Origin of the sequence: Bacillus sp. JJ1474, assembly GCF_036965225.1 — a bacterium.
Classification (GTDB): Bacteria; Bacillota; Bacilli; order Bacillales; family Cytobacillaceae; genus Cytobacillus.
This window is the reverse complement of record NZ_JBALPC010000112.1, coordinates 3,220-17,720: the sequence shown is the minus strand read 5'-3', so window position 1 is coordinate 17,720 and position 14,501 is coordinate 3,220. Positions and strand designations below refer to the sequence as shown.

The 14,501-nt window shown below is 35.8% G+C and carries 15 protein-coding genes and 1 pseudogene; 14 read left to right on the top strand and 2 right to left on the bottom strand.

Annotated elements, in window-relative coordinates; translation table 11 throughout:
• The first annotated feature begins 65 nt into the window (after nucleotides 1–65).
• From nikB to V7164_RS14925, 9 genes are all read left to right on the top strand, one after another.
• The gene (gene nikB, locus V7164_RS14965; RefSeq protein ID WP_335348410.1) at nucleotides 66–1,007 is read left to right on the top strand and encodes a nickel ABC transporter permease; all 942 of its coding nucleotides are present in this window, start codon (nucleotides 66–68) and stop codon (nucleotides 1,005–1,007) included.
• A gap of 84 nt (nucleotides 1,008–1,091) precedes the next feature.
• On the top strand, nucleotides 1,092–1,919 hold the full coding sequence (locus tag V7164_RS14960; RefSeq protein ID WP_438824166.1) for an ABC transporter permease: 828 nt from the start codon (nucleotides 1,092–1,094) through the stop codon (nucleotides 1,917–1,919).
• Nucleotides 1,920–2,122: 203 nt separating this feature from the next.
• Nucleotides 2,123–3,094, top strand: a complete 972-nt coding sequence (locus V7164_RS14955; RefSeq protein ID WP_335348412.1) for an ABC transporter ATP-binding protein — start codon at nucleotides 2,123–2,125, stop codon at nucleotides 3,092–3,094.
• Nucleotides 3,095–3,098: 4 nt separating this feature from the next.
• On the top strand, nucleotides 3,099–4,121 hold the full coding sequence (locus V7164_RS14950; RefSeq protein ID WP_335348413.1) for an ABC transporter ATP-binding protein: 1,023 nt from the start codon (nucleotides 3,099–3,101) through the stop codon (nucleotides 4,119–4,121).
• Nucleotides 4,122–4,238: 117 nt separating this feature from the next.
• Nucleotides 4,239–4,427: a hypothetical protein gene (locus V7164_RS14945; RefSeq protein ID WP_335348414.1), complete on the top strand. Its 189-nt coding sequence runs from the start codon at nucleotides 4,239–4,241 to the stop codon at nucleotides 4,425–4,427.
• A 47-nt stretch (nucleotides 4,428–4,474) separates the two neighbouring features.
• Nucleotides 4,475–5,020 carry a chromate transporter gene (locus V7164_RS14940; protein WP_335354485.1) on the top strand — a complete coding sequence of 182 codons (546 nt, stop codon included), beginning with the start codon at nucleotides 4,475–4,477 and terminating at the stop codon, nucleotides 5,018–5,020.
• Nucleotides 5,017–5,565, top strand: a complete 549-nt coding sequence (locus V7164_RS14935) for a chromate transporter (protein ID WP_335354484.1) — start codon at nucleotides 5,017–5,019, stop codon at nucleotides 5,563–5,565. Before V7164_RS14940 ends, V7164_RS14935 begins: the two co-directional genes overlap by 4 nt.
• A 116-nt stretch (nucleotides 5,566–5,681) precedes the next feature.
• A complete protein-coding gene (locus V7164_RS14930) occupies nucleotides 5,682–7,229 on the top strand; it encodes an ABC transporter substrate-binding protein (RefSeq protein WP_335354483.1) in 1,548 nt (515 codons plus the stop codon).
• 50 nt (nucleotides 7,230–7,279) lie between these two features.
• Nucleotides 7,280–8,383, top strand: coding sequence for a M24 family metallopeptidase (locus tag V7164_RS14925; RefSeq protein ID WP_335354482.1), 1,104 nt, complete (start codon nucleotides 7,280–7,282; stop codon nucleotides 8,381–8,383).
• A 431-nt stretch (nucleotides 8,384–8,814) separates the two neighbouring features.
• On the opposite strand, the gene V7164_RS14915 is transcribed toward V7164_RS14925, so the two are convergent.
• Both V7164_RS14915 and selD read right to left on the bottom strand, forming a co-directional pair.
• Nucleotides 8,815–9,552: an arylamine N-acetyltransferase family protein gene (locus V7164_RS14915; RefSeq protein WP_335348466.1), complete on the bottom strand. Its 738-nt coding sequence runs from the start codon at nucleotides 9,550–9,552 to the stop codon at nucleotides 8,815–8,817.
• Between the two features lie 47 nt (nucleotides 9,553–9,599).
• Nucleotides 9,600–10,649, bottom strand: coding sequence for a selenide, water dikinase SelD (selD, locus tag V7164_RS14910; RefSeq protein ID WP_335348467.1), 1,050 nt, complete (start codon nucleotides 10,647–10,649; stop codon nucleotides 9,600–9,602).
• A gap of 202 nt (nucleotides 10,650–10,851) precedes the next feature.
• Here selD and V7164_RS25720 point away from each other — a divergent pair.
• From V7164_RS25720 to fabI, 5 genes and pseudogenes are all read left to right on the top strand, one after another.
• Nucleotides 10,852–11,046 (top strand): annotated as a pseudogene (locus V7164_RS25720) (SelT/SelW/SelH family protein); the annotation flags it as partial.
• 213 nt (nucleotides 11,047–11,259) lie between these two features.
• Entirely contained in the window at nucleotides 11,260–12,072 is an 813-nt protein-coding gene (locus V7164_RS14905) for a CPBP family intramembrane glutamic endopeptidase (protein ID WP_335354481.1), read from the top strand.
• Between the two features lie 22 nt (nucleotides 12,073–12,094).
• A complete protein-coding gene (locus V7164_RS14900; RefSeq protein WP_335354480.1) occupies nucleotides 12,095–12,655 on the top strand; it encodes a class I SAM-dependent methyltransferase in 561 nt (186 codons plus the stop codon).
• A 75-nt stretch (nucleotides 12,656–12,730) separates the two neighbouring features.
• Entirely contained in the window at nucleotides 12,731–13,018 is a 288-nt protein-coding gene (locus V7164_RS14895) for a hypothetical protein (protein ID WP_335354479.1), read from the top strand.
• A 538-nt stretch (nucleotides 13,019–13,556) separates the two neighbouring features.
• Nucleotides 13,557–14,336 carry an enoyl-ACP reductase FabI gene (fabI, locus tag V7164_RS14890; RefSeq protein WP_335348163.1) on the top strand — a complete coding sequence of 260 codons (780 nt, stop codon included), beginning with the start codon at nucleotides 13,557–13,559 and terminating at the stop codon, nucleotides 14,334–14,336.
• Nucleotides 14,337–14,501 lie beyond the last annotated feature (165 nt).

Sequence of the window (14,501 nt, the reverse complement as noted above, 5' to 3'; positions counted from 1 at the left end):
ATATTAACATTTGGTAATATATTTATGTAAAATGATTAACAAATGATTATAGAGGAGGTTAAATTTTGATTGCTTTGATTGTCCGAAGGTTTATACAGTTAATATTCCTTTTATTTGGTATCTCTTTTTTAGTTTTTTCTTCAATGCATATTGCTCCTGGCGATCCTGCAACTATGATTGGGGGACCTACAGCATCAGAATCTGATTTAGAAGCTATAAGGGACAATCTAGGTTTAAACGACCCTTTCTTCACCCAGTATGGAAGATATTTGGCTGGTGTAGTTCAAGGAGATTTAGGATTTTCATATCAAACACGTCAACCTGTCTCTGAAGCTATCGCTATTCGTTTCCCAAATACTTTAAAGTTAGCTGTTGCCAGTATGTTTGTAGCTGTAATTATCGGAATATTCGCAGGATTAGTATCTGCCCTTAAACATAATACATGGTTAGATGTCACTTCTACTACATTTGCTCTAGCTGGAATATCGATACCAAATTTTTGGTTGGGTGCATTGCTGATTTTAGTATTTGCAGTCAATCTTCAGTGGCTTCCAGTAGGAGGGTTATCTGCACCATGGTATACCATTGAAGGGTTAAAGCAACTAGTTTTACCTGCTATTACATTAGGAACTGGATCTGCTGCAATGATCGCTAGAATGGCAAGATCTTCTATGCTTGAAGTGGTTAAGGCTGATTATGTTAGAACAGCGAGAGCAAAAGGAGTAAAGGAAAGAAATGTAATCTGGATTCACACTCTAAAGAATGCAATGATTCCAGTTATTACTGTAATTGGATTGAATTTTGGTTTTCTTTTAGGCGGAACGATTATTACAGAAAAAGTATTTGCCATTAACGGAGTAGGTAGATTAATGATTGACGCTATTGCTGCACGAGATTTTCCAATGGTTCAAGGTTCTGTTTTATTAGTTGCAACCTTATTTGTATTAGTAAATTTAGTTGTTGATATTGTTTATACATATGTCGATCCAAGAATTAAATATCAATAAGGAAGGGGGAGAACTATGGAACCATCAGTAAGTACAGTCGGGACAGATATAAATCAGGATAAGAGGAAAGAAAATTTCTTTTTGATGACACTTAAAAGATTATTGAAAAATAAACTTGCTGTTATTGGACTAATCATTATTTTAATTCAAATAGGAATGGCTATTCTTGCTCCTCTTATTACCGTTCATGATCCTATTAAACAAAACTTAGCCGCAACTGAATTACCAATTTTTAACGAAGAACATTGGTTAGGAACAGATAATTATGGCAGAGATATATGGAGTAGGATCGTATATGGAGCGAGAATTTCTCTAGTGGTAGGAATAACTGCTGTGAGCTTAGGACTTATAGGGGGAGTCATTCTTGGGTTACTAGGAGGATATTATAAAAAACTAGATGGAATTATTATGAGAATTGTAGATTTATTATTCTCTTTTCCAGGTATTTTGCTTGCTATGCTTATTATAGCAATTTTGGGAACTAGTCTTGTGAATGTAGCAATTGCTATAAGTATTTGGTCAATTCCAACATGCGCAAGAATTGTTCGAGGATCGGTTCTTTCGATAAAAGAGAAAGAATACATAATGGCAATGAAATCACTTGGAGCATCCGATTTAAGGATCATGGTCAAACACATTTTGCCGAATGCTTTCGCTCCAATCATTGTGTTTGCAACTATGCGGATGGCGACGGCAATCTTATCGACTGCTTCGTTAAGTTACTTAGGTTTGGGAGCTCAGCCACCAGCTCCTGAATGGGGAGCGATGATAGCACAAGGACAAAATTTTATGTGGTCTTCACCCCATTTAACAATCGTTCCAGGAATTGCAATTATGCTAACCGTATTTGCTTTCAATGTAGTTGGCGATGGATTAAGAGATGCTTTAGATCCAAATATGGATATTCAATAATATAATAGAACAGAAAATAAAATGGATAAAATTAGATGGTATTCATCTTGTAAAGTGAACCAACTAATACTCTATGAAAACGTCATTATTCTTATATACAACGGGGTTGCTACAGTAGCAATTTAACGTTCATAAAATGGCCTTATATTAGATCCGAATGAGAAATGGGATTTGTCTAAAATGACAAGAAAGTAGGTTGAATTATGGGAGAGACATTACTAGAAGTCAAAAACATTGTGACTGAATTTCGAACAGCAGACGGGCAATTGCCTGCTGTTCGTGATGTCTCCTTTTCTCTTCAAAAAGGAGAGACACTATGTATTGTTGGTGAATCAGGCTGTGGCAAAAGTATAACTTCTCTCTCAGTCATTGGCTTATTACCTAGCAATGGCAAGATTACGAGTGGGGAAATTCTCTATGAAGGAGCCGCAATTCATAAATTATCAGCTGAAAAAATGCGACAAATACGGGGAAATAAAATTTCTATGATTTTTCAAGAGCCTATGACGGCATTAAATCCAGTTTTGACAATTGGTTATCAGATTAGAGAACCGTTAATGTTACATAATAAGCTATCAAATCGTGAAGCAACTAATCAGGGGATTGAGCTTTTAAAGCAAGTTGGTATTCCTTATCCAGAGAAAAGGATGAATCAATATCCTCATGAGCTAAGCGGAGGGATGAGACAGCGGGTCATGATTGCGATCGCTCTATCTTGCAACCCGGGATTACTAATTGCAGATGAACCAACTACAGCACTCGATGTAACCATTCAAGCGCAAATCTTAGATCTGATCAATGATCTAAAGGGAAAATACAATATGGGTGTCATGATGATCACTCATGATATGGGTGTAGTTGCAGAAGTGGCAGATCGAGTGATGGTTATGTACGCAGGGAAAAAGGTTGAAGAAGGGAATGTTGGTGAAATCTTTGACAATCCAAAACATCCTTACACAATCGGATTGCTAAACTCTGTTCCTAATGTCGATGACCCAGATTTTGAATTAGAACCAATCCCAGGTTCATTACCAAGTTTAAATGAACAAATAACGGGATGTCGATTTCATCCAAGATGTAAGTTTGCGATGGACATCTGTAGAAATACAGAGCCTCCTGTATTTAAAATATCTGATACTCATAATGTAAATTGTTGGTTAGAAGAAGAGGGGTGAACTAATGGTAGTCTTAAATGAAAAACAACCATCTAAAGAGATCAGGGAACCAAAGGTGCTCCTGGAATTAAAAGGGCTAAAAAAGTATTTTCCTATAACAGGAGGAATCTTAAAACGAAAGCAGGGAGACGTTAAAGCGGTAGAGAGTGTCTCCTTACAATTATTTGAGGGTGAGAGCTTAGGCGTAGTTGGAGAGTCTGGTTGTGGGAAATCAACATTAGGAAAAGCCATTTTAGGTTTAGAAGAAATAACAGGTGGACAAATTTATTTTCAAAATACAGAAATTCAAAATTTAAAGAGAAAAGAAAAAAAGAAATTTGTTAAACAAATGCAAATGATTTTCCAAGACCCTTATGCTTCATTAAATCCTAGGCAACGTATCGGTCATGCACTCGAAGAAGTTTTTTCCATGCATACGAATATGACTAGAAATGAGAAAAAACAAGCCGTAATAAATCTGTTAGAAGAAGTAGGTTTAAAGGAAGAGCATTTTGATCGGTATCCTCATGAATTCAGTGGCGGTCAGCGGCAACGGATTGGTATTGCACGCGCAATTGCGTTAAATCCTTCGTTTGTAATATGCGATGAAGCGGTATCTGCTCTTGATGTTTCTGTTCAAGCGCAAGTCTTGAAGCTTCTAAAAACTTTACAGCAAAAATACAATCTTTCCTATCTATTTATTTCTCATGACTTGGGTGTCGTACGTTACTTTTGTGACCGAGTTTTAGTTATGTATTTAGGGAATACAGTAGAGCTTGGAACGGTTAAGAACTTATTTAATAAGCCGTTACATCCATACACGCAGGCATTGTTATCAGCAATACCGCGACCATCTGTTCATGCTAATCGCAATCGAATTCGATTGCATGGGGATTTGCCGAATCCTGCTAATCCTCCCAGCGGATGTCCATTTCATACAAGATGCCCAATCGCCGCTGATGTTTGTAAGGTAGAAAAACCAGATTGGGCTGAATACGAACCTAATCATTATGCTGCTTGTCACTTTGCAGGTCAGTCAATTACATAGCTATTAAGAAATACCCCTTTAAATAATAGTAGGAATAGACCTATGAGATCAAATGGAATTTTTAAACGTCAAATCTGGCATATTCCAGAATTTATTAAAGATCAAGGAGGATTATAAATGGATTACTCTACCCATCTTTATAATTCATTATTTCTACATGCTTTTAAAAAAAGCAAGGTATCAAAATTGTTAAAGGAGGCTTCGGACGTGGTTAAATTATTTTGGAGAGCCAGTAAAAGAGCGTTATTTATAGGTGGAACAGAATTACGTACAGAAGGGGTTATTTTAGTTTGGGAAAAGCTTTAGAAAAAGAAAAGTTGGTGGATTCTCCTTCTCCACGTCCAGACTGGAGAATCCTTTTGCATATAATATTAGCATTCTTTCGAGTCGGAATGCTAGGTTTTGGTGGCGGTCCTTCTTCTATTCCGCTTGTTCATCAAGAAACGGTTAAGAAATATAAATGGATGAGTGAAGAAGAATTTGGTGATACTTTAGCTTTAGCAAATACAATGCCAGGACCAATAGCGACAAAAATGGCTGGATATATTGGTTATAGGGTGGGTGGCCTATTAGGTTCCTTAGTTGCTTTGCTTGCCACTGTAGCCCCGACCGCTTTACTCATGATTTTTTTACTTCAGTTATTACAAGTATATAAAGACATTCCGTGGGTTCAGCACATGTCAGCATCAGTGGTACCTGTTGTTGCAGTTATGCTGGCAACTATGACTTGGGACTTTGTAAAAAAATCTGGTGATACCCTCGGCTGGATCAGAGCTATATTAATGTTATTCGTCTCACTTCTATTAATAGAATTGTTAAATGTTCATCCGGCTATCCTTATTCTGTTATTGATCATTCTTGTATTTTTACCATTAGGAAAAAGGAGGGGCATAGAATGATCTATTGGCAAATATTTTTAGCCTTCCTCATTCCAGGAATTCTTGGTTATGGAGGCGGTCCAGCCTCTATACCTTTAATAGAAAATGAAGTGGTTGGAAATTATGGTTGGATGACTACACAAGAATTCAGCGAGGTTTTAGCTGTCGGAAATTCTTTGCCAGGACCGATAGCTACAAAGATGGCTGCTTATATAGGGTATTCAGAGGCTGGAATAATAGGAAGCTTCATTGCGTTATTTGCATCAGTGGCTCCTTCGATCATTCTAATGTTATTTTTAATGGCCATTTTACTCAAATATAAAAACAAACCGCAAGTGAAAAATATTTCTATTGCGGTACGTCCCGTAATTGCAGTCTTATTAGGCGTTATGACTTTCCAGTTTACAAAAGATTCTGTAATGGGTCTAGGAACGACCTATACTGTCATTCTTATAGCAGGAAGTTATTTTTTGCTGGAAAAATTTAAGTTACATCCCGCCTTGGTCATTGTTTTAGCTCTTATTATTGGTGCTGCCACAGGAATCTACAATTCTGAATTAAATTAATACTCTATAGTTCAGTAAGGTATTCTTAATGCTATTAAGGGGGTGGGCTAAAAAAGTTTTTAACAGGTAAGTTTAGGTTGCTAATTATAAATATATTATGATAAGGGGAGTTAAAAATGAATAAAAAATGGCTAGGGCTATTCGTTATTATTTTTTCGTTGCTTTTGGTAGGCTGTACATCGGAAACAACAAATAAAGAGGAGGTAGGGGAAGAAAATAAAGATAATAATGAAGGTAAAAAAGAAATAACATATGCATCAACTTCTGAACCGATAGGATTATCACCCATCGGAACATTTGATACAGTTTCTGGTCGTGCGATTGTTCAAATTTACGAAAGGTTATTCATGTTTAATCCAGAAACTAATCAAATTGAACCTCATTTAGCTAAATCATATGAAAGGCCTGATGAGACAACATGGATAATTCAGTTAAACGAAGGAATAAAGTTTCATGATGGGACACCATTTAATGCAGAAGCCGTAAAATATACATTTGAAACATTTATTAATCCAGAAACAGCATCACCTGCTGCACATACACTCTCAGCAATAGATAAAATTGAAACAGATGGAGAATACACTGTTATAATTCACACTAAAACTCCAACACCTACATTTCTTAACACACTAGCCGCAGTAAATTCTTCTATTGTTAGTCCAACAGCCTATCAAAATCAAGATTTAATGCAAAAACCTGTAGGTACTGGTCCATTCAAATTTGTAAATTGGACAAAAGGTTCTGATATTGTCCTTGAAAGAAATGAAGATTACTGGCAAGGTGTTCCAGAAATCCACCAATTAAAGTTTTTAATTGTTCCAGAAATGTCAACAGCTCTTTCAATGTTACAAACTGGTGATGTTCAATTAGTTGATGGGTTGGATGCCCAACAGTTACAACGAGCTGAGTCAATAAATTCTGTTGATGTTTTAAAAGAAAAAGGAACCTATGTGTATTTCTTTAGCGTGAATCATGAAAAAGCACCAATGAACGAACTTCCATTTAGACAAGCCCTTGCTTATGCACTAGATTTAGAGAGTTACAGGAATCAACTTGGTGGAACTGGTTATAAATCGAATGGAATGATTGGTCCAACAGTTGCTGGTTATGACCTATCTATTGAAAATTTTGGTTACGAATATGATCCAGAAAAGGCAAAAAAAATTATTAAAGAACACGGTTACGATAAATATGAACTTACTTTTTTAGCTACAACTCATAGAGAATATATGAAATTTACGGAAATCCTCCAGGCTCAACTAACTGACATAGGACTCAATGTGAAAATTGAATCAATGGATTGGGCTTCTTATTTATCAGTTACAGCAGAAGGTAAATTTGACCTTTATATCCTAGGTACAACGAATGCATCTGCTGGAATAGATAACTTAATCAATAATTTACACAGTAAAAATGTTGGAAAAAGCAACCGTATGCGTTATAATGATCCAATTTTCGATGGCTTTGTTGACCAGGCTAGGTCAGAGTTTGATGATGGAAAACGGCAAGAATTATTTAATGAAGCACATCAACGAATAATTGAGAATGTCGGAGTTGTTCCATTACACCATGCATATGTTATCGTGGCCCATAGCAAGAATATTTCCGGGATTAAGATATACCCAGATGGAATGTGGTCGCTTGCAAAAGCTAAAATAAATTAACATGCAAAAATTCGCTATATGAAGGGATTTTAAGGAGGTATATAGGCTAGATGACCAAAATCAATATTAATGATCGAGTTAGTAAATTAAGAAATAGTTTAGAAGATTTACAATTAGATGCGGCTGTGATTCTATCTGTGGAAAATAGAATCTATTTTTCACAATTCACAGGGTCAAGCGGTGCATTGATCATTACTAAAGACGAGACATATTTATTAACAGATTATCGTTACAGTGAGCAGGCTACGAAGCAGGCGAAAGAGTATGAAGTTATTCGTCATACAGGGACTCTTATTGATAGTCTAGGTAAACATTTAAAAGCAAAAAATATCAATAGAATCGGTATTGAAGGTTCAATGGCATTTAGTCACTTTAGGGATTTAGAAAAAAACACCTCCATTGGAACATTTGATATTTTAGATCAAGCCATTATGAGCATTAGAAAAATTAAAGATGAATATGAGATTTCTTGTATTCACAAAGGAATTACACTTTGTGATATGGCTTTCAATCATATAATAAACTACATTCAACCAGGTATGAGTGAAAAAGAGATTGGATTAGAATTGGAATACTTTATGAAAAAGAATGGAGCAGATCAAATAAAAAGCAACCATATTATTGCTTCAGGAGAGCGCTCATCTCTTCCTCATGGTGTGGCCTCAAGCCGAATCGTCAATGAAGGAGAATTTGTAAAAATGGATATCGGAGCTATTATCGAAGGATATTATTCCGATTTTACACGTACAGTTGTAATTGGTGAGCCGACTGTGCAACAAAGAGAAATCTATCAAGTGGTCTTCGATGCATTAGAAGCTAGTTTAAGACAAATAGGTCCTGGGAAAACTGCAGCTGAAATCGATGAAGTAGGGCGTTCGGTAATACGAAATGCTGGATATAATGAGTATTCTGGTAATAGTCTAGGGCATTCACTTGGATTAAATATTCATGAATCTCCTTTCCTTAGAGTCAATGACCATACTCCGTTAGAGCCGGGCATGGTCATTACAGTTGAACCAGGTATTTATATACCTGGTTGGGGAGGAGTTCGTATTGAGGATTTAGTAGTAATTAGAGAAAATGGTCATAATAATTTGACAACTGCAACAAAAGAATTACAAATTATTCCCATTAGGTCACAAATAATCAATTAATATAGATAAAAAAGCAGCTTGACTTTTGATTATTCTAAAAAATAAAATTTTATTTTTGAGGTTAACTCAAAGTGAAATTATTTTTATCTACTTACAAAACACACCCAGAAATTGAATTTCTGAGTGTGTTTTTCATTTTATGAAACTCTTAGCACTAGCATGAGGATAGAAAGCTTGGAAAAGCTTATATAGAAGTTGTACCGCTGTCGAACAATGTTCATAATCGAACAGGAAAACTTGCAAAAGTTCATTTTGATCTGTTGACCCTTAGTTTATAATGCTCAAAAAATTAGCTGCTGAAAAATCAATATTATGTTAACTCAACAATAAGCTTCTTAAACTTAAATTTTTAGGTAATGCTGTAGGTCTACCTTCCTTTTTAGAAGAGGTTTTACGATACTGTTTTACCTCAAGTTATAAAAAAACTTATATTAAATCGTAATTTGAAATACTTCTTTTAAAAACTGATTTTTTTCTTTTTCAGTTAAATCCCACTTATTTTTCTGCCTGTCTTTAGTTTCAGTAACCGTTAAACCATTTAACGTAATTCTGCCGGTCTTTGTTGCGATAGATACAATATCTCCATGTGTAAATGATGAATCAGGGGATGTTTGATTGTAAAGTAAGCCTTCAGTGAACTCACCGATTTGTTTTGGTAAGTCAGAAAACCGATATAATATTTTCCACTCCTGCTCTTCATATCTTTGGAGATCATAAAATCCTTCAGCTGTTTTATTGACCCTATATGTCCCACTCACATCGGTACGTTCTTCACCAGTTAAAGGTACAGGCTGCCTGACAGAGTCACCGAATCCAACGTCAACAAGATAGAGATGATCGAGATGAACAATGATTGCGACATGGGTATCTGGTTTTGCCCATCCGGTTGACTTATTGACCGTACAAGCAATTAAATGAGACTTAAAGCCGAGCTCGGTTAATAATTGCTGGAAAAGACCATTTAGCTCATAGCAAAAACCGCCGCGATGCAGGCCAATTACTTTATTGTAAATTCGGCATAGGTCTAATTCAATATTAACCTTTCTTGTAACATCGAGATTTTCAAAAGGGATCTTTTCCATGTGATTCTTTTGCAATAATGATAGGTAGTCAAGCGTTGGAGAACTTTTCTCAACAACCAATCTCTTTGAATATTCTCGAACTTCCATGAAAACCATCCTTTAAAAATGATTTTTGAGTAAAAGGGAAGCAATTATTATTTGACGTAAATTAATTTATCCTTTTTAGAAACTACCTTGCCAATAATGGACGCATATGGCAATCCAGCTTCATGTAATTTTGTTATATAGTCGGCCGCCTGATTTTCCGGCATTGAAACAAGCAACCCTCCAGAAGTAATAGCGTCACATAATATTAATTGGTTTTCAAAGGAGATATTATCGTATTGTACATCCTCAATCAGCCATTTATGGTTCGCTTTCGAGCCCCCTGGGACGATTCCTTGTTCAGCAAGTTTGTATGTACCGTCTAATAGCGGAACTTTATCGAAATAAACTTCAAAGCTTACATCACTTCCACGAGACATTTCACTTCCATGTCCAAGTAATCCGAACCCGGTTACGTCTGTTACGGCATGGGGTTCAAAGGCAGTCAAAATTTCCGCAGCCGTTTTATTTAGCATGGCCATTGTATCAGTAACCGCTCGTTCTTGATCCTCGGTAACAGCACCCCTTTTGATCCCAGTCGTCAAAATCCCAACACCAATTGGTTTTGTTAAAACAAGGGAATCCCCTGGTTTTGCACCGACATTTTTCCAGAAACGTTCTGGATGAACAATCCCTGTGACAGACAACCCAAATTTAGGTTCCTGATCATCAACAGAATGCCCGCCAACCGTAATGGCCCCAGCCTCATTCACTTTATCGGCTGCACCTCTTAAAATCTCAGCCAGCATGTCTGGTCCAAGTTTTTTTACAGGATAGCCAACAATATTAAGCACTGTTTTTGGCTGACCGCCCATCGCATATACATCACTTAATGCATTTGCGGCGGCAATTTGACCAAACATGTATGGGTCATCAACAATTGGAGTGAAATAATCAACTGTTTGAATTAAAGCAATTGAATCGGTTAATTGATATACACCAGCATCATCTGATGTTTCATGGCCGACAAGTAGCTCAGGTACTCGTTCTTGCTGTGGTAATAGACGCAAAACTTGCGTCAAGTCCTCTGGACCAATTTTACAGCCTCAGCCGGCTTTTGTTGACAAGGATGTCAACCGAATTTTTTCTTGCTCGCTCATTTTGCCACCTCCACCCTCAGTATACCTTTATTTAACAATAAAATCACAAAATTAATACTGATTGTTTGCGGAAGAAACGTGATTATAATAAAATGGGGCATATATAAAATATGAATATTTAAAAAATGTTTTTGAAGGAGGCCGAAGTTTGAATAAATTAAAAATCATTATTGAATTTTGCATGATGTGAAATTATGCACCTAAAGCTGCGCGTGCCGCAGAAGAATTACTAACACATTTCCGTCATGATATAGAAAAATTAGAGCTCATACCTAGCAAAGGCGGAGTATTTGAAGTGATTGTAAACGGAGAAAAGATCTACTCAAAAGATGAAATTGGATTATTTCCAAAAACAAATGATCTTATAGAAAAAATACAGAACAAATTTGTAGAATAAACCTTCTTCTAAATGAGGAAGGTTTTTTACTTCTAATTTCAAACTAATAATATTATTATGTAAACTAACGATGTTCAATATCCCTATATTACTTGATAGCTGTCCTTGCTGATTTAATCTTAAACTGAGACACTTAATAATAATTAAATAATTTAGAGAAATGGGAATTAAACAGTCATCTCGTGTCCCTACGTCCCATTGTAAGGGGAATTTATGAAAAGGTTCATTATAGGTATAAGTGGTTTTTTATTTTTGAACATTTATTTTAATGGAACAACCCCTTTTATTTCTAATAGTGTGATTCAATTTATTTGTCTCTTACTCTTTTTCCCGATTGCCTCATTTATTGCAAAAATAAATGGATTTCCAGAGTTAAAAGGGATTGGTTTAGTCAAAAAACGCCATTGGATGAGACATTTTATTGTTAGTTTTGTCATAGGATTTGGATTTTGGGCACTTATGTATATTTCATATTGGCTGCTTGGAAAATTTGAAATAATAGGTATCAAAACTGGAATAGAAGCTATAAGTATCATCGTTCAGGTTTTAGTAGGGTTCTTTTTTGGGTCATTAATAAACGATTTGATCACAAGAGGATATGTATTAAATTTATTAAAAGGGAAATTACCAGCATATGCGTTAGCTGGAATAAGCATTTGTATTTATGCAGTGGATGATTTTTGGAATGGAGACTTGACCACGACCAATTTTGTTTTTTCAATTATTTTAGGCTGTTCATTAACCTACTCATTTCTTAAAACTGGATCCGTGTGGGCTAATACAGGAATTCACTTTGGGCTAAATGTGGCATATGGAATCATCTATGGGCTCTCTGGAGAATATGGAGGTGGGCTAATTCTTACTGTCAAAGGGGAAATTAACCCGGTACTAAATAATTTTATCGTATTAGCAGCGGCGACAATCATGTTTTTGGCAGTATTTTTATATTATCGAAATAAAAGTAATGAGAATATTAGATTTGTTGGGGTGGAACGGCACGACCGAGATGCTAGACAAATTACCTAAGATCAACGAAAGGAAATTTCAAATGAATATTCGAAACAAATGGAACATGAAACATCAGGAGCGCATTAAACATTTAAGGACATCTGCCTTGAATCCAAGGTTAGAGAAGATGTCTGACTATCTTCTTGGAGGCACTGCTCTCGATCTTGCATGTGGTCTTGGGGGAAACAGTTTGTTCCTTGCGAGAATGAACTATCAAGTTCAGGCTATTGACATTTCAGATGTTGCCATTCATTTTGTTAATGAACAAGCTGCAAAAGATCATCTTCACATCGAAACACGTATTGGAGATCTTACAGAATCGCTTGATCAGAATTGGTTGAAGGAACCATTTGATCTAATCGTCATTACATATTATCTGGATCGCAAACTGTTTCCGGTTGTAAAGAACCTTATAAAAAAGGATGGGTATTTCTTCATGGAAACATACTTCCAATCACAGCAAAACGAAAAAAGGCAAGTCTCTGACCAATATAAATTACAGCCAAACGAGTTAATAAAAGAGTTTAGAGATTGGGGCATTCTTTATTTTGAAGAAAATGAACAAGAGGGGAGGCAAACAATTTTTTGTCGGAAAGGGTAATTATTATCCATATACCGACAAACCTCTACAGGATTCTGTTATAATGGGCAGGAATAAAAGAAGGAGGTGAAAAACATGGAAAAAACACTTCAATTGATTTTGAATAAACTTGATAATTTGGATCAAAAGGTAACAAATTTAGATCAAAAAGTAAACGCCCTGGATCAGAAGGTAAACGTTCTGGATCAAAAGGTAAACGCCCTGGATCAAAAAGTAAACACCCTGGACCAGAAGGTAAACGCCTTGGATCAGAAGGTAATTTCATTAAGTGAAACTGTAGCAGCCACGAATGTAAAAATTTTAGAAACAAATGAAAGAATTGATGCTCTTGAAAAGAAAGTAGACAAGGTTATTGACAAGTAAAAGAAATCAAAAATTCAATGGCCACAAAACATGATCTGGAATACTATGATCAAATGATTTCTGAGCACTCCAGACAAATTTACAAGTTAAAAAATCATTAAACTGCAGCAAGAATCCTCAATTACTTCATTTAAGGCTATTATTATTCTAAAATTGTTCAATTTCCTCACTTTAAGAGTTCGCACTATTGAAGAAACGCTTTTGGATTTTTATAAACGTTTTTTGGATGTAGAAAAACTCTTTATTAAAAATGAGTTTTGCCTTGATGTATCCGAAATTATCAGACTTGATAGGCTATTGCAAATTCTACCTCAAACTTCTCTCCAAAAAAAATTATCTTATCTGCATTTGGTCAATAATAAATTTGTATGCAGCTACTCAGTCAACTTTTAATACTGTGATCTATTCCATTTCATTGGAACATCTTTATCCTCACATTTAATAACATTGAAATAGAAGGGATTATGGTATAATGAATAATTAAGAGCAAATTCTATGATTTGCTGAAATTAATTATTCTTTCGCTTTGGAGGCTAACATGGAAGATTTACTTAAATTAAAAGACAAAAATATTGTAGTTATGGGAGTGGCAAATGAACGAAGCATTGCTTGGGGAGTAGCAAAATCTCTTTATCAAGCAGGGGCTAATGTCATTTTTACATATCGGAAAGAACGCTCGCTTGGAAAACTGACAAAACTTCTAAGTGAACAAAACTTAGAAGCGAAATTAATCGTACAATGCGATGTGAACAGTGATGAAAGCATAGCTGAAGCCTTTAATAAAATTGGAGAGGAAGCAGGTACCGTTCATGGAGTGCTCCATTCCGTTGCTTTTGCGCATGCTGAAGATTTAAAGGGAGACTTTATCGATACGACAAGAAGCGGTTATGCTTTTGCCCAAGACACAAGTGCGTACTCGTTAATTGCTGTTGCGAAAGCGGCCAAACCTCTTATGACTGAAGGAGGCACCATCATTGCGATGTCTTATCTTGGTGCAGAGCGTGTGGTTTCTGGATATAATGTGATGGCTATTGCAAAAGCTTCCCTTGAAGCATCAGTGAAATATTTAGCTTCTGAATTAGGAAAAGACAATATCCGTGTCAATGCCATTTCGGCTGGTGCCATTCGTACGCTTGCTGCAAAAGGAGTTCCTTCTTTTAACCAAATCCTACACAAAATTGAAGAGACAGCACCTCTGAAAAGAAATGTTACGCAAGAGGAAGTTGGGGATATGACACTTGCCTTAATGAGCCATCTTTCAAGAGGGGTTACGGGTGAAATTGTTTATGTAGATGCAGGATATAATATTATGGGATAACATTAATAAAGGGAGATTCTCTTTGGTCAAGATGACAAATCAGAATCTCCTTTTTTACTTTGAGTTTATAAGACAAGATGTAAAGAATTCTCTTGCTGATTATTAAAATTAAATGTATAATCGATTCAAGAACATATGTTCTAAATTGAATTTAGATTTATTGTT

Bases quoted from the DNA above. Each gene is read 5' to 3' on its own strand.
- V7164_RS14935 (WP_335354484.1), top strand. From the start codon at position 5,017: ATGATCTATTGGCAAATATTTTTAGCCTTCCTCATTCCAGGAATTCTT.
- V7164_RS14955 (WP_335348412.1), top strand. From the start codon at position 2,123: ATGGGAGAGACATTACTAGAAGTCAAAAACATTGTGACTGAATTTCGA.
- V7164_RS14930 (WP_335354483.1), top strand. From the start codon at position 5,682: ATGAATAAAAAATGGCTAGGGCTATTCGTTATTATTTTTTCGTTGCTT.
- V7164_RS14950 (WP_335348413.1), top strand. From the start codon at position 3,099: ATGGTAGTCTTAAATGAAAAACAACCATCTAAAGAGATCAGGGAACCA.
- V7164_RS14900 (WP_335354480.1), top strand. From the start codon at position 12,095: ATGAATATTCGAAACAAATGGAACATGAAACATCAGGAGCGCATTAAA.
- V7164_RS14945 (WP_335348414.1), top strand. From the start codon at position 4,239: ATGGATTACTCTACCCATCTTTATAATTCATTATTTCTACATGCTTTT.
- V7164_RS14915 (WP_335348466.1), bottom strand. From the start codon at position 9,552: ATGGAAGTTCGAGAATATTCAAAGAGATTGGTTGTTGAGAAAAGTTCT.
- V7164_RS14960 (WP_438824166.1), top strand. From the start codon at position 1,092: ATGACACTTAAAAGATTATTGAAAAATAAACTTGCTGTTATTGGACTA.
- V7164_RS14925 (WP_335354482.1), top strand. From the start codon at position 7,280: ATGACCAAAATCAATATTAATGATCGAGTTAGTAAATTAAGAAATAGT.
- V7164_RS14895 (WP_335354479.1), top strand. From the start codon at position 12,731: ATGGAAAAAACACTTCAATTGATTTTGAATAAACTTGATAATTTGGAT.
- V7164_RS14905 (WP_335354481.1), top strand. From the start codon at position 11,260: ATGAAAAGGTTCATTATAGGTATAAGTGGTTTTTTATTTTTGAACATT.
- fabI (WP_335348163.1), top strand. From the start codon at position 13,557: ATGGAAGATTTACTTAAATTAAAAGACAAAAATATTGTAGTTATGGGA.